18 protein-coding genes are annotated in these 21006 nt (G+C 41.7%); 9 read left to right on the top strand and 9 right to left on the bottom strand.

Translation table 11 applies throughout. The features are described 5' to 3' along the window. Nucleotides 1-101 precede the first annotated feature (101 nt). From RMZ41_RS27910 to RMZ41_RS27895, 4 genes are all read left to right on the top strand, one after another. On the top strand, nucleotides 102-848 hold the full coding sequence (locus RMZ41_RS27910) for an SDR family oxidoreductase (RefSeq protein WP_322641027.1): 747 nt from the start codon (nucleotides 102-104) through the stop codon (nucleotides 846-848). A gap of 6 nt (nucleotides 849-854) precedes the next feature. Then, nucleotides 855-1793: a gluconolactonase gene (locus tag RMZ41_RS27905; RefSeq protein WP_322641026.1), complete on the top strand. Its 939-nt coding sequence runs from the start codon at nucleotides 855-857 to the stop codon at nucleotides 1791-1793. 197 nt (nucleotides 1794-1990) lie between these two features. Continuing rightward, nucleotides 1991-2539 (top strand): antibiotic biosynthesis monooxygenase, encoded by a 549-nt coding sequence (locus RMZ41_RS27900; protein ID WP_322641025.1) that lies wholly within the window; start codon nucleotides 1991-1993, stop codon nucleotides 2537-2539. A gap of 154 nt (nucleotides 2540-2693) precedes the next feature. Further along, complete coding sequence (locus tag RMZ41_RS27895) at nucleotides 2694-3077, top strand: CVNH domain-containing protein (protein WP_322641024.1); 384 nt, start codon at nucleotides 2694-2696, stop codon at nucleotides 3075-3077. Nucleotides 3078-3233: 156 nt separating this feature from the next. Here the strand turns inward: RMZ41_RS27895 and RMZ41_RS27890 are convergent, their stop codons facing one another. The 5 genes from RMZ41_RS27890 to RMZ41_RS27870 all read right to left on the bottom strand — a co-directional run bounded on the left by RMZ41_RS27890 (nucleotide 3234) and on the right by RMZ41_RS27870 (nucleotide 9356). Next, the gene (locus RMZ41_RS27890) at nucleotides 3234-4847 is read right to left on the bottom strand and encodes an NAD(P)H-quinone oxidoreductase subunit 4 (protein WP_322641023.1); all 1614 of its coding nucleotides are present in this window, start codon (nucleotides 4845-4847) and stop codon (nucleotides 3234-3236) included. Between the two features lie 470 nt (nucleotides 4848-5317). Then, nucleotides 5318-5827: a hypothetical protein gene (locus RMZ41_RS27885; protein ID WP_322641022.1), complete on the bottom strand. Its 510-nt coding sequence runs from the start codon at nucleotides 5825-5827 to the stop codon at nucleotides 5318-5320. A 29-nt stretch (nucleotides 5828-5856) separates the two neighbouring features. Beyond that, a complete protein-coding gene (gene thrB, locus RMZ41_RS27880) occupies nucleotides 5857-6771 on the bottom strand; it encodes a homoserine kinase (protein ID WP_322641021.1) in 915 nt (304 codons plus the stop codon). 55 nt (nucleotides 6772-6826) lie between these two features. Then, nucleotides 6827-8512, bottom strand: a complete 1686-nt coding sequence (locus RMZ41_RS27875; protein ID WP_322641020.1) for an NAD(P)H-quinone oxidoreductase subunit 4 — start codon at nucleotides 8510-8512, stop codon at nucleotides 6827-6829. A gap of 124 nt (nucleotides 8513-8636) precedes the next feature. Further along, on the bottom strand, nucleotides 8637-9356 hold the full coding sequence (locus tag RMZ41_RS27870) for a response regulator transcription factor (protein WP_322641019.1): 720 nt from the start codon (nucleotides 9354-9356) through the stop codon (nucleotides 8637-8639). Between the two features lie 553 nt (nucleotides 9357-9909). Between RMZ41_RS27870 and RMZ41_RS27865 the strand changes: the two genes are divergently transcribed. Next, nucleotides 9910-11004, top strand: a complete 1095-nt coding sequence (locus RMZ41_RS27865) for a hybrid sensor histidine kinase/response regulator (protein WP_322641018.1) — start codon at nucleotides 9910-9912, stop codon at nucleotides 11002-11004. A gap of 283 nt (nucleotides 11005-11287) precedes the next feature. Here RMZ41_RS27865 and RMZ41_RS27860 read toward each other — a convergent pair whose 3' ends face one another. Further along, nucleotides 11288-12031, bottom strand: coding sequence for a response regulator transcription factor (locus RMZ41_RS27860; protein WP_322641017.1), 744 nt, complete (start codon nucleotides 12029-12031; stop codon nucleotides 11288-11290). 156 nt (nucleotides 12032-12187) lie between these two features. Here RMZ41_RS27860 and RMZ41_RS27855 point away from each other — a divergent pair, with 156 nt between their 5' ends. Then, nucleotides 12188-13252, top strand: a complete 1065-nt coding sequence (locus RMZ41_RS27855) for a YheT family hydrolase (RefSeq protein WP_322641016.1) — start codon at nucleotides 12188-12190, stop codon at nucleotides 13250-13252. Between the two features lie 8 nt (nucleotides 13253-13260). Continuing rightward, a complete protein-coding gene (locus RMZ41_RS27850) occupies nucleotides 13261-13446 on the top strand; it encodes a hypothetical protein (protein ID WP_322641015.1) in 186 nt (61 codons plus the stop codon). 39 nt (nucleotides 13447-13485) lie between these two features. Here RMZ41_RS27850 and RMZ41_RS27845 read toward each other — a convergent pair whose 3' ends face one another. From RMZ41_RS27845 to RMZ41_RS27835, 3 genes are all read right to left on the bottom strand, one after another. Further along, complete coding sequence (locus RMZ41_RS27845; protein WP_322641014.1) at nucleotides 13486-13761, bottom strand: HU family DNA-binding protein; 276 nt, start codon at nucleotides 13759-13761, stop codon at nucleotides 13486-13488. A 947-nt stretch (nucleotides 13762-14708) separates the two neighbouring features. Beyond that, entirely contained in the window at nucleotides 14709-16364 is a 1656-nt protein-coding gene (locus RMZ41_RS27840) for a B12-binding domain-containing radical SAM protein (protein WP_322641013.1), read from the bottom strand. Between the two features lie 127 nt (nucleotides 16365-16491). Then, nucleotides 16492-17718 (bottom strand): transposase, encoded by a 1227-nt coding sequence (locus RMZ41_RS27835; protein WP_322641012.1) that lies wholly within the window; start codon nucleotides 17716-17718, stop codon nucleotides 16492-16494. Between the two features lie 170 nt (nucleotides 17719-17888). Here RMZ41_RS27835 and RMZ41_RS27830 point away from each other — a divergent pair, with 170 nt between their 5' ends. Both RMZ41_RS27830 and modA read left to right on the top strand, forming a co-directional pair. Next, nucleotides 17889-19508: a cyclic peptide export ABC transporter gene (locus RMZ41_RS27830; RefSeq protein ID WP_322641011.1), complete on the top strand. Its 1620-nt coding sequence runs from the start codon at nucleotides 17889-17891 to the stop codon at nucleotides 19506-19508. 148 nt (nucleotides 19509-19656) lie between these two features. Next, a complete protein-coding gene (gene modA, locus RMZ41_RS27825; protein ID WP_322641010.1) occupies nucleotides 19657-20451 on the top strand; it encodes a molybdate ABC transporter substrate-binding protein in 795 nt (264 codons plus the stop codon). Nucleotides 20452-21006 lie beyond the last annotated feature (555 nt).

The following is a 21006-nucleotide window of genomic DNA, read 5'->3' as shown; positions in this document are numbered from 1 at the left end:
ACGTCAGTAATCTCATTGATTGAACGTATCATTGCAATCAACTTGCTTAATTCACCGCATCTCAGTACAGTAAAATCACAAGCAGTTTCAAGGTCATAAAAATGACGACTGAAAAAAGGATTGCTGTGGTAACAGGCAGCAATCGAGGGCTAGGATATGCTATCTCCCGTCAATTATCCAAAATTGGCAACCACGTAATTCTGACAAGTCGAAATGAAACAGATGGTCTTGCTGCTAAAGGGCAGCTTACCAATGAAGGGTTTGATGTTGACTATCACACCCTCGATGTCACTAATGATGGAAGTGTGCAACAGTTTACCGAGTGGTTGCGTGAAACTTATGGCAAAGTAGATATTCTGGTCAATAATGCAGGCGTAAATCCCACAACTAAGCCGGAGGAGTCCAGCTTACTGACTGTGCAACTGGAGACGATGCGATCGACCTTTGAAACCAATGTTCTAGCAGTACTCAGAATTTCTCAAGCATTAATTCCGTTGATGAAAGTGCAAAATTACGGTCGCATCGTCAATATCTCAACGGAAATGGCATCTCTAACATCAGTTCCCACTGACTATTACCCTTTAGCACCATCCTATCGACTCTCGAAGGTGGGAGTAAATGGACTAACTGTGCTTCTCGCTAAGGAACTCCAAGGTACTAATATTCTCGTAAATGCCTATTCTCCGGGCTGGATGAAGACAGATATGGGGGGAGATAATGCCCCGTTCACGGCGGAAGAAGGAGCCGAAACTGCTGTCTATTTAGCAACACTTCCCGATGGAGGAGCGCAAGGACTGTTGTTTGCAGAGATGCGAAAGTTTGGTGGCCCTATTCAATTACAATGGTAGGTTAATATGGGAAATTCCGCAGGTTTACCGCCTATTTACGCAGATAAGCCGATTGAATTAGCACCTGCTAAAGTTATTGCCTCGTTCCCAGTTAATACTTTTTTGGAAAATCTAGCAATCGCACCAGATGGCACAATCTTTGTAACCAATCACGAGGTTGGCAAGATTGTTCGCATTACCCCAGATGGCAATCAGCAAGTTCATGCGACTGTTGAAGGCAAGGTAAGTGGTCTTGCTTTTACTATTAAAGGCGATCTGGTAGCAACAGGCTGGAACGCTGATTCTATACCCGTGGTTTATCTAGTTACGAGTGATGGCACGGTGAAAACCTTGCTGACACTGCCAGACGCAATGTTTCTCAATGGCATCACACCACTTTCCGACACTCAGTATTTGACAGCAGATTCCTATCGTGGTGCAATCTGGCTAATTGATATTGCTCAACCCAGTGGATCAATTTGGCTAGAACATCCAATGCTGGCTCGTAGCAATTCGGAGAGCGTGTTTCCGGCTGCAAATGGCTTGAAGCGTTTTGGTGATTTCCTCTATGTTTCAAATACGGAAAAAATGTTGCTGTTGCGGATTCCCATTGATAGCACTAATAAACCAGGTGAGCCGGAAATTTTTGTTGAGCAGACCAATATTGATGACTTTGCCTTTGATGTAGAAGGCAACCTTTATGGAGCAACGCATATTTACAACAGTGTGGTACGAATTGCACCCGATCGCACTACTACTATTATTGCTCAAGCCGAGCAAGGCGTAATTGGCAGTACAGCCGTGGCTTTTGGTCAAACTGAGGGCGATGTCTACGACGGGCTACGCCTACGCACCGCGATTTATGTTGTAACTAATGGTGGAATGTTTTTACCTCCACCCACAGGTGTCGTTCCTGCTAATGTTGTTCGGCTTGAGATTGGAAAAGCTGGATATCCCTTGGGTTGAGAATGATGCAATTTTAGATTTTAAATTTTGGATAATGGAATTAAAACTTCTAAATCCAAAATTTAAATTCGTTTGCTCTCCAACGAATTTGTACTTATTTTGCGAAAAGCAAGCTATATGAAATAAATCCAAAATCCCTAAGCCTTTAATTTATTCACAGGATAAATCCAAAAATCTAAAATTCAAAATTGATAAAGATGGAACAGGACGATCAATTTGTAACTGTAGTTATTTCACAACTGGTTAAATCAGGATGTGAAAGTGATTACGAGATTTGGTTAAAAGATATTACCAGTGTTGCCAGAACCTATCTAGGTCATTTGGGAACAAATGTGATTCGTCCCCAGCTTGGTGTGCGAAATGAATATGTAATTATTTTCCGGTTTGACAATTATGAAAATTTAAAGGTGTGGATGACATCGCGCGATCGCGAATACTGGCTAATTCAAGCCCAATCTTTAGTTGAATCTGACCCTTATGTTCAACAAATCTGTGGATTAGAAGCTTGGTTTTCTATTCCCGGCCAACCACTGAAAACCCCACCGCGCTATAAAACAGCCTTGTTGACTTGGGCTGCTGTATTTATATTGATTAATATTTTGAGTACATTTCTAGTGCCTCTACTTCGCGGTTTACCACCTTTGATTATTTCGCTGATCGTTACCATTCTTATGGTTGCACTGTTGACCTACGTTGTCATGCCCAGAGTCAGCCGTTTGTTTCGTTGGTGGTTATATGCTAAATAGGGAAATAACCCTTTGCGTAGTGTCCCGTAGAAAAAGCATTGCTGCCAGGTATAGTTAAAAACTATTATTTTCAAGTAGAGAAAAATACACAGGTATAAAATGTTCTCTTAGTTACTTTAACCAATTATCTATTTGAATTGAGGACAGAGGACTAATGCTGAAAATTTTTGCGGCTTTTTTGTGCGCTATTTTCCTGAGCTTTAATTTAGTTACTGGTAACGCTTGGGCAACTGGTCAATTTTCTCAGACTTGTAAAAATATTAGTGTTAATGGCTCAACCCTAACAGCTACTTGCGAAAAAGCCGATGGACGTACTCCTTCTACAACTTCCATCGACTTAAATCCACATATCGCCAATCTTGATGGAACATTAGATTGGGATGGAGATAAATTTGCTCTGACCTGCGACAATATTGGTTTAGCTGGTGCTAGCAGACTCCGTGCTGAATGTGAGACAGCTGACGGAGATACTCTAGGAACATACATTGATCTTAATGAACACATTACCAATATTGACGGAACTCTCAAATTTGAATAATTTTTAACCACACGGTAGGGGCAATTCATGAATTGCCCCTACCTAAAAGTCTCCTTCAATTTAATAATACAAAAAATCTAGGGGTGGTTATGAAACCACCCCTTTATTTCCCTAATATTTAGAATTTACTTGCAGCCCCCTTAATGGGAAGTTAATTTACTCAGAAATATTAATCGAACTTTCAACTTGAGAAGTAGCCAATGTTGGTGTTGTAAAAATCTGCGAGTACAGACTTGACGGTTGCTGATGAGCAACAACTGGTAAAACTTCACGAGCATGAGCGGCTAATTCTACTGCCTTCACATCATAAGTCTGCGTTGCTAATTTGGGATAGAAACCAATTCCGATGATTGGTAGCAGCAAACAAGCGGTAATAAATATTTCGCGGGGTTTGACATCAGATATTACAGCATCCAAGTGTAACTCTTCACTTTGGTCGCCGTAGAATACTTGACGCAGCATCGACAGTAAATAAATCGGTGTCAAAATCACGCCCACTGCTGACAGCAGCACGACTACAATTTTGAAGCTGGAACTGTAAACATCGCTGGTGGCAATACCCAGAAATACCATCAACTCACCCACAAAACCACTCATTCCAGGTAAAGCGAGAGAAGCCATTGAACCGATGGTAAACAGAGCAAAGGTTTTAGGCATTACCTTAGCCATTCCACCCATTTTATCCATCATCAAGGTGTGGGTGCGATCGTAAGTCACGCCAGAGAGGAAGAACAAGCTAGCAGCAATCAAGCCGTGGGAAACCATCTGTAGTACTGCACCGCTTATACCCAGTTCTGTGTAAGAGGCAATCCCAATCAGCACAAATCCCATGTGGGCAATTGAAGAGTAAGCCAAACGGCGTTTTAGATTGGTTTGAGCGAAGGCACAGCAAGCACCGTAGACAATGTTAACCACACCCAAAACTGCTAACACTGGGGCAAAAGTCACATGGGCATTGGGCAACATTTCCACATTGAAGCGGATCAGAGCATAACCACCCATTTTTAACAACACACCAGCCAAAATCATTGAACCAGGTGCTGATGCTTCACCGTGGGCATCAGGTAGCCAAGTGTGTAAAGGGAAAATTGGCAGTTTTACACCGAAGGCAATCAAGAAACCTGCATAAACCAACAATTCCAAAGTTTTGGGGTATTCTTTCATTCCTAGAGTCGCCATGTCGAAGGTGACGGTATCTCCAGAGAAGGCCATTGCAAAACCGGCAATCAAGATAAATATTGATGCGGCGGCGGTGTAAAGAATGAATTTGGTAGCCGCATAACGGCGGTTTTGTCCTCCCCAAATGGAAATCAGCAGGTAAACCGGCACTAATTCGATTTCCCACATCAGGAAGAACAGCAGTAAATCTTGAGCAACGAATACGCCAAGCTGGGCGCTGTACATCGCTAGCATCAAACCATAAAATAATCGCGGCTTGGTGGTAACTTTCCAAGCCGCGAATATTGCGAGAGTATTTATTAAGCCTGTTAGAAGCAGTAAGGGCATCGATAAACCATCAACCCCCACAGCCCAATGCAAACCTAATTGCGGTATCCAAGGATAGTTTTCTACAAATTGGAGTTTTGAACTTTGGAAATCATACTTATACCAAAAGGCATAAATCATCAGTGCAAAGTCAGCAAAAGCAACTCCCAGACCATACCACCGCACAGTTCTACCTTCTTTGTCTGGGATTAGAGGAATGGCTAAGGCAGCCACTAATGGTAAGAGGATTATGGCTGTTAGCCAGGGAAATTCAATAGCATTCATCACTTCTGACAATCAATTTGCCTTTTCACTTTTGTTTTCATTATATTAAGGAATCTATACTTTTGTAAACAATCTTGAACTCTAGAAGATGGAATCTTAACTATTGACAAGAATATATACTCATTAAATGTCAAATTATCAGGATAAATAAGAATAAATACTTATCGAATTTTGACGATTCTATTCTAAATGTAAACTTTTGCAACGTCAACAAAAAACGGTGGCTAAAGCCACCGTTGCAATATCGTTACATTTATATGCTTAAGCCCAATCATCAGGGCTATTTAAAATCATCGGTAAACTGCTGTTAGAGCAAGGGTTTAAGTCAAGAGTACCAAAATCTCCTCAATAGAAGCTTTACATTAGATTGGTTAGAATCCCATTGTAAATTCCTACCTCCTATCGACGCTCGCGGACTCGCTTTAAGCGAAGCTATGCCGTAGGCTTTACGCTGCGCTATCCTGCCTCCTTCACACAATCCGGTTGACAATTGTCCACACTTCCCCATCAGAGCGCACATAAGGGACAGAGATTGTCTTAAACCCAGTGATGAAGGGCTTGTAATAAATCCGCCAATACATTGGACTTAGTTCATTAGCACAACGTTTAAGGAGGCGGACTTCCGCCGCTAATTCTCCAGCTAATTGATTAATGCGTTGAGCATGAAACTGAGCCACTTCTTTAGCTTCTTCTAGCTCTTGCTGTTGGATAAGTTCTTTGGATGCAACTTGCGATCGCACTAACTTACCTTGTTTTTGTTTTATTTGGGCTTCCAGGGCTGCGATCGCTGCATCTATGCCTTGGAGTTCAATTGATAATTGGGCATTTTCCCTGGCTTGACGGCGATAGGCTTCCACCATTGCCTGGGGTGAATCATTCTCGCTAGAGATGACATTATTAATAGTGAGTGCAGCGCGTTCTTCTAGGAGAATCTGAATTTGAGATTTAAGCGCCGCCACTTCAGCCTGAATTTGCTCCATAAACCGAGTTTTAAGTGCTGAATAAAATATTAAAAGCTTTTTGCGCCTTGGGTATCGAGAGAAAGCGATCGCACTTCGGCTGTAATTCCTTCTTCTTGCCAAGCAGCTAACATCGCCGCCTCCACAGCTTTCGAGTTTAGTTTATCCGCCAAAGCTAACAGTGTCGGCCCCGCACCACTAATCACCATACCATAAGCACCAGCACTAACGGCTGCGATGTTAAGAGCATCATAACCAGGAATCAAAGCTTTACGATAGGGCTGATGCAATTTATCTTGCAAAGCTGTCTTTAACCATTGTCCGTTACCAGTTTCCAAACCGCGCAACAATAACCCCAAATGTGCTGCATTGAAAATCGCATCAGCGCGACTCACTTCAGTCGGGAGAACGCCCCGCGCTTCTGAAGTAGAAAGTTCAAAATTAGGAATAGCCACAACTGGGACAACATCTTTATGCCAGGGAACATCGCAAATTTCCCAAGCTGCACCACTGGTAGCAGCGAGACGACATCCTCCCAACAAAGCTGGAACTACATTATCAGGATGTCCTTCCATTGCGATCGCTAACTCCATCACCTGCGACTGAGAAAGAATTGCACCCTCAAGTTGATTAGCAGCAACCAAGCCACCAACAATTGCTGTCGCGGAACTACCCAAACCCCTCGCCAGTGGTACACCTAATTTAATTTCTATTTTCACACTCGGCGGTGTCTGCTCTATGTGTTGATAGAATTTGACAAACGCTTGATAGAGAAGATTGCTTTCATCAGTTTGAACTCGTTCAGCTTCCGTACCAGTGACATGAATAGTTAACCCGCCTTCTTCCAAGCGAGTAAACTTGAACTCGTTGTACAGCTTTAAAGCTGCACCGATGCAATCAAAACCAGGCCCCAAATTTGCAGTTGTGGCGGGAACGGTAACAGTGATGGCAGAAACAACAGACATTGGCAAAACTCACTAATCATCAACTAGCATCCCATGTATTGGTAGCACTTTAGGGCTAGTTTTTGATCGCTGTTGGCGCTACCTCAACCTCGGAAATTTGCGGAACCAATAATCGATTAGCAAAAATCTGGGGATTTGTCTGCGAGACTATGGCATAAGACTGGCGAACATTAGCATTCACTGCGACAGTCTTCACGTCATACATCTGCATAGCTATCTTGGGATAAAAACCAATACCAATAATCATCAGTAGAAAACAGGCAGCGATAAACACTTCACGCGGTCTAGCATCATCGTAAACTGCATCCTCTGGCACTAAACAGTCTGTACCAAAACAAACTGTTCCTTCATCTTCTTGATTTTCCGAACCTGAATTATTGATGTCGCATAGAAGTGCTGCATCTTTACCATAAAATACCTCTCGCAGCATGGAAAGTAAATAAATCGGTGTGAGGATGACTCCAACTGCGGCGAGAAAAACCGTTACGGTGCAGAAAGTTGAACTGTAAACGTCACTGCTTGTCATACCAACAAATACCGCTAGTTCGCCAGCAAAGCCACTCATACCGGGAAGTGCCAGGGATGCCATCGCGGAGATTGTAAACAAGGCAAAGACTTTGGGCATGGCTTGACCAATACCGCCCATATCTTTCATTACCATTGTGTGGGTGCGATCGTAAGTAACACCTGCTAAGAAGAACAGCACTGATGCAATCAAACCATGTGAAATCATCTGCAACATCGCGCCGTTGATTCCCAAATCAGTGAACGATGCAATCCCAAGCAGCACAAACCCCATGTGAGAAATCGACGAATAAGCTAAACGCCGCTTCATATTCGTCTGAGCAAAGGAGTTCAATGCACCATAGATAATGTTGACAACACCGAGAATGGCTAGAACTGGGGCAAAGTAAATGTGTGCATCGGGAAGTAACTCAAGATTCAGGCGAATTAGTCCGTATCCGCCCATCTTCAGCAACACACCAGCCAAAATCATCGACACAGGAGAAGATGCTTCGCCGTGGGCATCAGGCAACCAAGTATGCATCGGGAAAACAGCAAGTTTGACACCAAATGCAACCAATAACCCTGCATAAAGTAACAGTTGTAGACTAAGGGGATATTCCTTGCTGGCGAGGGCGGTGATGTCAAATGTCATATCACCGCCACCATATAACCCCATTGCCAGGGCTGCTACCAAAATAAATATAGAAGCCGCTGCGGTATACAACAAAAATTTCGTAGCCGCATAACGCCGTCTTTGCCCACCCCAAATGCAGACTAGTAAGTAGACGGGTATCAACTCTACTTCCCACATAATGAAAAATAGCAGCAAGTCTTTGGCAACGAACACCCCAACCTGTGCAGAATACAGCACCAGCATCAAAAAATAGAAGAGGCGGGGGCGGTGATTAACTTGCCAAGCTGAGAAAATCGAGAGTGTGGTGACAAATCCTGCGAGAAGCACAAGTGGCGCGGAAAGTCCATCGACTGATACCGCCCAGTTAAGACCCAACTGAGGCATCCAGGCATAATTTTCCACCATTTGAAAACTAGCACTGTTGGCATCGTAATCCTTCCAAAAGGCATAGCACATCAGGGCAAAGTCTGCAATACCTACACCCAGTGCATACCACCGCACGCGCTTGCCATCTTTATCAGGCAGCACAGGGATGAGCAGGGAGGCAACGAGTGGCAGCAAGACAATTGCGGTAAGCCAGGGAAATTGATCCGCTATCATGTATATGAGGAAAAATACTTATTTGTTCGTCAATTATGTCATTTTACTAAACTGTGTAACAATTCCTTAATAAATCTTTGTAGAGGTGATACTTTTGACCACAAATAACTATTAATAAGTATATTTACGGTACTAATCCAGCCCGCAAAGCGCGAACAGCAGCCTGTGTCCGGTCAGCAACACAAAGTTTATTGAGAATACCTCGAACATGAGTTTTTACGGTACCGACTGTTAAGTAGAGCCTTTTAGCTATTTCTGCGTTGTCACACCCAGCGACAATCAACTCTAAAACATCCATCTCTCGGTGAGTTAAAGGATAGCTGACTATACTTTTCTCAACATCTGGGTCAATACCTTCAATTAAGACTCTTTTTCCAGATGCTCCTCTGCTGCCATCGGGGAAATCTTGACGTATTTGTTGTAGTACAAGGTCTGCGATCGCCGGATCAATCCATGAACTACCTGCATAAGTCGTTTGCACAGCCTCTACTAATCTTTCAGTTTCGATATCCTTCATGCAATAAGAATCTGCACCTGCTGCAAATGCTGCTAAAACAGCCTGTTCGCTATTCTGCATTGTTAAAATTAGCAGCTTTGTTGTATAGTCTTCGTTCTCTGATTGATATTGCCTAAATGTGCGTGTTAGCTCAATACCATCCATATCAGGCAAACCGATGTCAATAGTCGCAACATCAGGCTTGAGAGTTTTCAGAAGCTTGATGCCGTCGGCTGCATTGGCTGCTTCGCCAACAATGTTAAACTCTGGCTGGGTTTGTAAGGCAGACCGTAAACCGATTCTCGTCAGGTTGTGATCTTCAATCAGAAGGATCTTGATTTCACTCATAGCTACTTAACTTTACTGTTATCTATCGAAAGTACAGATTAAAATAATCTCGTTCTTCTATTCGGTATCTTATACAAAAAGCAATGCATTTGGTGTTGTTTCCTGAACTTCATCTACCGTTAGACATAAATAGCCCGATTTGGTAAGTTTTTCTCAGGCAAGGCTTTTAAGACAATATAATTCAATCAAAAAACATTTTTATACCTTGAATTTATGAGAGGTGCTTTATAGTCAATAATTCTTAATAAAAAATATTTTAGTCGGTGACTATTAAATACTGACCTTTGCAGTGGCTATGATGGCGTAAATACAGCAAAATCCAGATACAGGTATTGTTTGGATAATTAGACAGTTAATATACTTGTACAAGTTTATACTGTTAGTTTTTATACTTTAATTAAACTTAAATTAAGTTTAATTACGCATTAATTACGCTCCTTAATTCAAGAAAGTTTAAAGGAAAATGTGAATCCTTAATAATCTCAATGCTGGTAAAGTAAGCTATTACTAGATTTGCTAGGGATAGCCAAGCACTTCTTTTTTTTATTCAGCCATGTCTTTAACTAAAACTGTCAAAAAAGATAAAATTCTCGCTGTCGATGATGTTTTTGACAATCTACTGGTCTTAGAAGCAGTCCTAGAAGATCAGGGCTATGAAATTAGCTTGGTGGAAGATAGCAAAATTGCTTTAGCTATGGTTGAAGAGTCACCACCAGACATAATTCTCTTAGATGTGATGATGCCGGAGATAGATGGCTATGAATTTACTCGACGCATCCGACAGAATCCGGCGTTGCCATTTATCCCGATTTTACTGCTAACGGCTCACTATCAGTCTAGCGTTGTGGAAGGACTGGATGCTGGTGCAGATGACTTTATTCGTAAACCATTCGATCCTGACGAACTACATGCACGAGTGCGATCGCTCTTGCGCCTCAAACATAGCATCGACGAACGAGATCAAATGGCTAACCTGCGGGCAGATTTTGTCTCGCGTTTTACTCACGATCTACGTATACCGCTAGTAGCCTCCAACCGCGTCTTAAAATTATTGCTGGAAGGCAGATTTTGCGATGTTTCGCCACAGTTACAAGAAATAATTGATACCATGATTGGCAGTAACCAAGACCTGCTAGAAATGGTAAACACCTTGCTAGAAGTTTATCGTCATGAAGCAGGCTGTAAAACTTTAAAGATTTCTCCCTGCAATATTGAGGAATTAGTTAGCGAAGTTACCCAAGAATTAACTCCCTTAGCTGAAGAAAAAGGATTAGCTGTAAATATCGATCGCGGTGAAACTGCAAGCATCGTCATGGGCGATCGCGTAGAACTGCGGCGAGTTATAACAAACATTCTCGGCAATGCTATCAAATTTACAGATAAAGGTTCTGTAGATATTAACTGCCATCTGTCGGAGTCAGATGTGACTATTGATATTCAAGATACAGGGCCGGGAATTTCTAAACAAGACCAGGCAATATTATTTGAGCGATTTCGCCAAGGTAAACACCAGCGTTCTGGTAGTGGTTTAGGACTATATCTATCTCGCTGCATTATTGAAGCACATCAAGGGACAATTGACGTAACATCTGAGCCAGGGCAAGGTAGTAGATTCACTATCCGTCTACCTGTAGCAAGCGAAAACTAAAAATAGGGATGTTTTTCGGCAATATTCTGCTTATAGCAGAAGTCAAGGTGGTTAGGACATCAACAGATGATGAAACTTAGACACAAAAAGACTTTTCACCCAGTCCCCAGTCCCCAGTCCCTAGTCCCCAGTCCCCAGTCCCTTGTTATAATTCTTGTAGAGAAGTTGGAAGGTAACTTCTCTACATACCAGTAAATCCCAATAACCTTAACTAAACGGTAAGGAATAAGAGTTTTGGAAATTTCTTGCCTAAGTAATAGCTTAGTTAAGGGGATGCGTGATTTTATTCAACCAGTGTTGTGGAAACTCCTTCACTTGCTGGAGGTACACCGGGTAACTCAAGACAGTATCCAGCACCATATACTGTTTTGATATAACGGGGGTGGCGGGGATCTGGTTCTAGCTTGGTTCTCAAGTGACGAATATGGACTCGAATCGTTTCAATGTCGTCATCGGGATCGTAGCCCCAAACTTCTCTGAGGATTTCGCTGGGAGAAACTGTTTGACCGTGGCGTTGCAATAAGCAGTGAAGTAGCTCAAATTCCAAGTGAGTTAATTTCACCGTTTCATTGAACCATATTGCCTCAAATCTTTCGGGAACGAGGGTAAGTGAGCCATAGTTTAGAATCTCACTATGCTTTGCTGCTTGAGGAATGCGGTCAGTACGTCGCAAAAGTGCCCGCACCCGCGCCAGCAGTTCTTCAACTTCAAAAGGCTTGGTGAGGTAGTCATCTGCGCCAGCATTGAAGCCTTCCACCTTATCCTGAGTTTGGCTCAAAGCCGTCAACATTAACACGGGAATCTCAGAGGTGCGATCGTCGCGGCGTAGGCGTTGGCAAACGGTAAATCCATCTACCCTGGGCAACATTAAATCGAGCATGATCAAGTCTGGTTGAAGCTGGAGAGCCAGCGCTTGACCTTTGATGCCGTCTTCAGCTTGACTAACATCGTAGCCAGCCATTTCCAAGTTGACGGCAACTAGTTCTGAAATCGCTGGGTCATCGTCTATGACAAGAATCCTCGGCATTCTTAAAAATTACTACTACTTATTAAGGATAATTAACAACCTTTGATAGATACAAAGATTTTTGAAACGATTCTAAAAAAGTTTTTAAATCTTACATAAATATTAAGATTAAATGAGTGTGAAATCAAGACTCAATTACACGAAATCTTATAGTCTATGATGTGTTATACTCCCCCCTACAATCCGTCTTGGTTTTTACAAAACGGTGTGATGATGACTGTATACACCGCTTTGTGGGGAAAGCGCCACTGGGAAAGTACTGCTAAAGACCCAGAACCGTCTTATCACGAGAAAATCTTTGAAGGTGGCCAAGGTGTGCCAATTTTTGGTTTGGTTGCCATCCCGGAAAATGCTCATAGCACGATTATCGGTACTTACGGCATTACTGGAGAGTTAGAAACAGAATGGTATTTGAGAGTGCTAGCACGTAAAGCTTATGCTCAAGGATACGCTGTGGTGTTATTTGATTGGCGGGCCCACGGCAAAACGGCCGAATTGTCCCCAACTCTAACTTCTGATGGTTTGTATGAAGGGGAAGATTTTGTTCGCATTGCGGCGGCAGCTAAGGCAATGGGATGTCCGAGTAAATTTTGGTTTACAGGATATTCTCTAGGGGGGCAATTAGCGCTATGGGCAGTAAAGGTGGCTGGTGAGGTAATTAGCGATAACGACGATTTAGGATTAGAAGATAGCGATATTGGCGGTGGTATGGTGATTTGTCCGAGTTTGGATTCGGAGCGATCGCTATCTTATCTAGTTACAAAGCCTCTCGGCAGATATTTAGAAGCGGGGATTGCCCAAAATTTAAAAAAACTGGCATGGCGAATCCATGATGCTCATCCTGGAAGCATTGACCCAGAAGCGATTGAACGGGCGAATAGTATTTGGGGTTTTGACAATGAACTGGTAATTAACCGACTAGGTTTTCCCTCCGTGGAAGCATATTACCAAGCTAGTAGTGCTTTACAAATATTGCCGCAAATCTCGAAACCGACTTTGATTTTATATGCTGCTGATGACCCACTTTTTGACCCAGCTATCATACCGGAATTACAACAAGCGTGCGATCGCAATTCTGCAATAGATTTATTACTCACTCAGTACGGCGGCCATGTTGGCTATTTGAGTAGCAAAGAGTGCCAGCGCCAAGTACAAGATTCCGATCCTTGGTGGGCGTGGAATCGGGTTTTACATTGGTTGGAGGAAAAGCGTCATTTGTAAGCCGAGTTATGCTGAAAATAATAACGCAAGTTGCGGGTTATCGACTGAGGTGTGCTTGTCATCCCATCCCTACCTTTGTGCCATCTCCTGTATCAATAACAGCGATGGCACAGACAACGCCTGCCTTTTTCATGCCCGTTCGCGTCACATCTTCTGAAAAAGGCTGTAGAGCGAACACTACAGCTTTACAGTGATTCAATTAATATTAGTAAAGTAAATATGTCAGCAGTGCTTTAAGATGCTACTTTTTCCCGAAACTGCTTACCAGCAGAGAATGCAGGCACTTTCGTAGCCGGAATAGTCATTGGCTCATTGGTTTTGGGATTACGCCCTTCACGCTGGGAACGTTCGCGTCGCTCAAACGATCCAAACCCAACCAACGTTACCTTATCCCCATTAGCTACAGCCTCTGTAACGATTGACAAAAAAGCACTGATCACTTCATCAGCTTGCTTTTTTGTGATGTTGGCCTTGGCTGCTACTGCATCAACTAATTCACCTTTGTTCATAAATCACCCTGAAGTATTGGTCAGTATTGGAAATCTAGCATTACTATCTATTGCCAGGAAAGGGGGAAAAGGAATAACAATCAAACAACACATGAAAATTAACAATACATGGCTACTAAGTAGGTAGGCATAATTAAATATAAGATAAAACCTCACCTTCAATCCCTCTCCAAAGTATCGGAGAGGGAAGTTGGAGGCAGGGTGAGGTTTTATATTTAATTTGACCCACTTACTTACTGTATCCCTGCTTTATCCCCAGATTTCATTCATCAGCACTCCATCACCAGTAACCATATTGCCAATTACAAGAGGTTAACGCCCATTGGAACAGGGAGAATACGAATACGATCAAAGAGATGAGAAGAGTGAAAAATCTGAGTCAATAAAATTAACTTAGATTTGTGAAACAGTTTTTTATAAAAATACTTGGTAGGGGTACATTTGTCTAGATTAGTTACTACCACAAAAAAAACTGTCATAGTTTCAATCAGGCAAAGAATCACTTAAGAAATATATTAATAACAGTGATTAATGTATTTCCCCCATACTGAAATATTAAATGCTATTAGAAATTTAAATATTTTTCTAGAGTCAACAATGGCAAAAAACGTGAGCTAGACTTTTGGTGCATTTTTCTGGTGTTATGGCTGAGTTTGTTAGATTTTATGTTAAAACTGACGGTACTTGTTTTTGTTATCTTGTCTATGTTTTATATTCTAGTTTTAAAGGACGCTGACGTGTCTATGGTTTATATGCTTGGTGCAATAGTTTGTACATTATTATCAATAAATAATAAACTCTAACCTAAAAATTAATTTAGCCAAAGAACCATTTCATTATGAAAAACTCCACCCACAAAGGGATGGAGTTATTGGGAATGGGGAATGGGGAAGCGCACCCTATAAGTTAGTGACAGAGATACTTATGTAGTTTTCGGAAATGTCTAGTTAACTACGAACTTTGGTGAGTATTTTTTGGGAATAAAAGGAAGCTGATTCTTCATTTTTGGCACAATCTTGAGCAAACTTAATTAGATGGTGCCCAACAAGCCCTACGTGAATTAAGTTCTCAATATTGCCTGCTTTTAATGCTGGCTTGGCCATTTTCCAGAAAGTTTGACGATAGTTACTAAATATGCCTATTCGCAGCAAAATATTAGCTAAATAAGTTAAACCTTTACGAATATTAGCCGCAGAAGTGCGAGATGGACTGTTAGGTACTTCGATGCGGTTTGGATAGGTGTGTTCCATGTTGTAGGCAAACCGCTCATATAAAAATTCTGGCTCATAAGCAGTTGTAATGCAGCGCCGCCACATCTCAACAACTTGCTCGTAGGGCATCAAAAACTCAACGTTTGATTCGCGGCTTTCATCAAAAACAAGCCGTCCTTCTGCTTCTAACCTCCGCCATAATGGAGTTCTCGGTAATGCATGAAGTAGGTTAATTGTCAACATAGGAATTTGCGAAGCCCGAATAAATTCGATAATTCGGTCTGCTGTTTCTGGTGTATCTGTATCTAACCCAATGATAATTCCTGATACTACTTCCATGCCATAGCTATTCAAAACCTGAATCGCTTTTAAGATTGGCATACTCAGATTTTGGTCTTTAGAAATAGCGTGGAGAGCATCTGCTTCAGGTGTTTCGATACCGCAAAAGATTGTGCAGAAATAAGCTTCGCGCATCATCTCTAGCAGTTTGGGACTTTGAGCTAGATTGAGCGTTGCTTCACAGGCAAACTGGATGGGGTAGCCATTGCGTTTTTGCCAGTCAATGAGATGAGGAAGCAACTTCATAGCGGCGCGGCGATCGCCAACAAAGTTATCATCAACAAAATACACTGCCCCCAAATTGCCAGATTGTCGCATTGCATCTAACTCTGCAACTACTTGCTCTGGTGTTTTCATCCGGGGACTGTTGCCATAGAGTTCGGGAATATCACAAAACTCGCAGTGATAAGGGCAACCACTAGAAAACTGCACATTTGCTAAGAAATAATCATTGATATTTAGCAAATGATAAGCTGGGGTGGGAAACTCTGTTAAGGGCAAACGTTCCTTAGTTTCAAAGCGAATTTGCGTTTGAGGACGTTCCAGATTTTGGTCTAGATACTCGATCATGCGATCGCTAGCATCTCCCAACTCACCTAAGTGTAAAATATCAAATTCAGGATAATATTCTGGACACCCAGATACCGAGGGGCCACCTACAACTGTGATTTTGCCGGCTCGATGTGCAAGTTCATTAATTTGATTAATCTGTGGTTTTTGGATATGCATTCCACTCACAATTACCACATCAGCCCATTGGTAATCAGCCCTGGTTGCTGATTTGACATTTTCATCAATAAACCGGACTTCCCATTTTTGAGGTAAGTAAGCAGCCACAATTAAAATACCTTGGGGTGGCATAAAAGCCCGGACATTACCCATAAGTGGGTAAGCATGATGAAAAGTACCAAAAGAGCGGCTGTACTTAGGAAAAATACAAAGGATGCGTCGATGGTTCGAGGGAACGTAGCTGGTTCTCTTAGTGGTAGGAGCGGTTTTTGAATCGGCCGCTATATAAGTTGGGTTATCTAAAGACTTCAGATTTACGGTCATCGCAAATTTCACCCCGGAAGACTGAACAGCTAATTTGACAATCTATTGACATAATCATCTGTAATCAAAACTAGCTTACCGCGATCTTTCAGAAGTTTTTAACTGTTAAGATTTGACACTCCCGCGTTTATAAAACGGGGGATTCTTGGTTCACTGACTCGCCGTTAGACAGCAGGCTTACGCCAACTGCCCAAGAGGGCAAATCTCCCCAAGCGTAGCTTCCGGTGTGCCCCACCGTTGTTAATCCTAATTTCAAAATATTGATGCTGGCGTTGATGTCTCTATCTTCTACATAGTTGCAATGTGGGCAAACATGAGTTCTTGTAGATAGAGATTTTTTCACTTTCATCCCACAATTAGAACAGTCTTGACTCGTATTATGGGGAGGAACAGCAACCGTTACCTTCCCATATTTGTGTCCAAAATATTCCAACCATTGACGAAAAGTTGACCAACCAGTATCAGATATTGATTTAGCTAGATGTCGGTTTTTTACCATGTTCTTTACATTTAAGTCTTCATAAGCTACCAAATCGTTAGATTGGATGACGGAGTGTGCAACACGCTTGCAGTACTCAAATCGCTGCCTACTTACTCTTAAATGCTTCCTCGCATACCTAACTCTAGCTTTGTGGTAGTTGGATGATTGTCTAGTTTTGGCTTTCTTTCTTGCGGCACTAAACTTCTTGGACTTCTTGCGGTTTGCTCGGTTTAACTGCTTCTCAGATTTACGGTAAAACTGGGGTGATGGTTCAACCGAACCTTTACTATCAGCAATGAAATACTTTAACCCTAAGTCAATACCAACTACTTGTAGTGTAGGTTGAGTCTCAATTTTAATATCAACACTAATTGCGAATTGAGCATAATACCCATCAGCACGACGCACCAATCGGACACGCTTAATCTGTTTGATATCGTAGTAATTTAGGTCATAAGTCCCTTTTAATTTTAAGGTTCCTATGCCTTTTTTATCTTTGAAAGTAATTGCTTTGCGGGCTTTATTTAGCACCCAGCCGCTTGTTTTATATTCAACTGAACGGCAGTTTTTCTTAAACTTTGGAAACCCCTTTTTTCCCTTAACTTTTTTATTACAGTTATCATAAAACCGAGCTATTGCAGACCAAGCACGTTCTGCCGCTGATTGTCGAGCCATTGAATTGAGTTCGTCTGCAAAGGGAAATTCGGCAGCAAGTACAGCACAATATTTATTGAGGTCGTATTTATTTAACCCTTTGACATCCATCCATTGCCTTAAACACTTGTTTTGGATGAATTGGCTTGTGCGAATAGCGTCATCTATTGCACGATATTGCTTATCCTTTCCCTTGACTTTGAACTCGTAAATTATCACGATCTGCTACGACCAACCATTATATTATGCTAGCATAATTAGCATAATAATGCTGAATAAATTCGGCTATTCGCTTATATTCCCCGGATGAATCGCGGGGGATATAAGCATCACGACTCATAAAATTTCTCACTAGAAGGGCGAACTGAATTAGTTTACAAGCCACTGCCATGAATTTGATTTACTTTCTTTTGCGTTCTTCGTGGGGGATGGTAGCGATCGCGATCGCTACCGGATTCCTAAGTGGCGGTAGTAGTGCTGGCTTGATTGCCTTAATTAGCCATGCTGCAAGTAGCAGTTCTGCTTCCCGACTGACATCGATAACTTGGGGTTTTGCGGGACTAGCGATCGTTGCACTGATTACCAGTATCATTTCTCAAGTGATGCTGATTCGTCTTTCTCAGAATGCAGTTTTGCAATTACGGATGCGTTTGAGTCGCCAGATTCTCGCTTCTGAGTTGAGTCATCTGGAACGCTTAGGAAATCCTCGCTTATTGGCAACTCTCACAGAAGATATTCAGGCGGTTGCTAATGCTGTTTATCAGATGCCTTTCATTTTTATTAATTTAGCGATCGTCCTGGGTTGTATAGCGTACATAACTTGGCTATCTTGGTTAGTACTGGTAATGGTATGTGGAATTTCAGTAGTAGCGATCGCTAGTTGTCAGTGGCTACTCACCAGGGGAAGTAAATTGCTGTCCTTAGCTCGTGAAGATGAAGATCAGCTATTTAAACATTTTCGCACCATTACTGAAGGAGTCAAGGAACTCAAACTAAATTACCGACGACGTGAAGACTTTTTAGAAGAAAAACTGCAATCAACTGCTGACGAATTTCGTCATCACAATGTTAACGGATTGACCCTTTTTGCTACAACTTCAAGCTGGGGTCAACTCATCTTCTTTTTTGCTCTTGGTTTTGTACTATTTGCACTACCAAATCTGCTTACCATCAATTCTGAAACTCGCTCTGGCTATATTTTGACCTTTACTTACTTGGTGTTACCAATGGATAACATCATCAGTAAACTTCCCCTATTAAGCAAAGCTAGTATTGCCTTGCAAAAAATCGAGTCGCTGGGTTTATCTCTAGCTAGTCGAACGGAAATATCGACTGTTCCACCTGCTCTTAAATATGGCTGGCACAGCTTAAAGTTTAAAGGTGTTACCCACACTTATTACACAGAGCAAGAAGACAATAGCTTTACCTTTGGCCCCATCGATTTGACGCTGTATCCTGAAGAATTAGTCTTTATTGTCGGCGGTAATGGGAGCGGAAAATCTACATTAGCTAAACTAATTACCGGACTTTATATCCCTGACAATGGCGAAACATGGTTTGATAATGAGTTAATTAGCGAACAGAATCGAGAATGGTATCGTCAGCATTTTTCCGTGGTATTTTCCGACTTTTATCTATTTGAAGAATTTTTGGGATTAAAAAATGCTGACTTGGATTTTCAAGCCAAAAAATATTTAAAACAACTGCAATTAGACCATAAAGTGAAAGTTGAAAATGGGCAACTTTCCACCACAGCACTTTCTCAAGGACAACGGAAACGACTGGCTTTGCTGACAGCCTACTTGGAAGATCGACCAATTTATCTATTTGATGAGTGGGCAGCCGATCAAGATCCAGTCTTCAAAGAAATATTCTACACTCAACTACTACCCGAACTGCGATCGCGGGGCAAAACAGTACTGGTAATTAGCCACGACGATCGCTATTTTCATTTAGCTAACCGAATTATCAAACTTGACTATGGACAAATAGAGTCCGACAAAACTTAACCCAAGGGTTTTAACCATGACTTTTCACGCCAACTAGAAAAACTAGGGAATTGAAATAATTACCGATATAGTTGGTTATATGTTGGTATTTTTGGTATATTTTACCTACCATCAATTTTATGGAAGAAACTTCTCAAAAGCCTTTTCTATGAAAAGAAGACAAATTCTGAGCTTTCTAAGTATAGTATTTGCTGGTTTGGTTTTGGCGATCGGTTTACCGTTAGTTAATCCTTCTCCTGTAGTAGCACAGTCAAATACAACTATCCTGGTATCCGCAGCCGCCAGCTTAAAAGAGGCGCTGGAAGAAATTAAACCTTTGTACCAACAAAGTAAATCAAATGTCAGCATTAATTATAATTTTGGGGCTTCTGGTGCTTTGCAGCAACAGATTGAGCAAGGTGCGCCAGCCGATATCTTTATTTCTGCTGGCAAAAAGCAGGTAGATGCTTTGGAACAAAAAGGACTTTTAGCACCAGGTAGCCGTACTAACCTGGCAAATAACCGTCTAGTATTGGTTGTGGCTCAGGATGTTGTTGGCATCACTAGTTTCTACAATTTAACAGATAGTAAGATTAAAAAAATTGCGATCGGTGAACCCAGAAGTGTACCCGCCGGTCAATACGGGGAGCAAGTCTTAAAGAAATTGAAACTTTACGATCGGGTAAAGTCCAAATTAGTCTTTGCTAACAATGTACGTCAAGTTTTGGCAGCAGTAGAAAGTGGTAACGCCGAAGCGGGTTTAGTTTACGCTACCGATGCCAAAATTTCCAATAAGGTAAAAGTCGTAGTTGCTGCTGACGATAAATTTCACTCACCAATTGTCTATCCAATGGCAGTAATTAAAAGCAGTAAAAATATTCCAGCAGCCAAAGAATTTATCCAGTTTTTATCTGACAGTCAAGCCAAGAATGTACTCAAAAAATATGGGTTTATTGTACGTTAAAGAATAAGGGGCTTAAGCCCTTTATCTTATCTCATGTTTGGCAAATTACTTGCATAGGATATAGGAATCCGGTTTGATTTGGAGAAATTATCCGTAGGATGTGAGCGCAAAGAGTCCGGCATCAAACCCATGATAATAGTGTGTTACGAACTTCGTTCTAACACACGCTACAATACCTAATTTCGTTCAAAAATCAAATATGATTCCTATATATAGGATTACTAATTGATTTTGATAAAAGATACGTAGATACGTAGGATGTGTTAGCGACAGCGTAACGCATCATCATCTTGGGTTTGGTGCGTTATAAACTGCGTTCTAACATACCCTACAATACTTAATTTTGTTCAAAAATCAAATATGATTCCTATAGGAATCCGGTTTGATTTGGAGGAAAGATACGTAGGATGTGTTAGCACGGAGAGTACAGCATCAAAGCCGTGATAATAGTGCGTTACGAACTCCGTTCTAACACACTCTACTGGACTGACACAGCTAAAATGTTGCATTAGAACTAACAGATTCCTCCTCCTCAAAAACTGGATAAAGATGTTG

It is taken from the genome of Nostoc sp. DedVER02, from assembly GCF_034530675.2.
GTDB lineage: Bacteria > Cyanobacteriota > Cyanobacteriia > Cyanobacteriales > Nostocaceae > Nostoc.
This window is presented reverse-complemented; position numbering and strand designations above follow the sequence as displayed.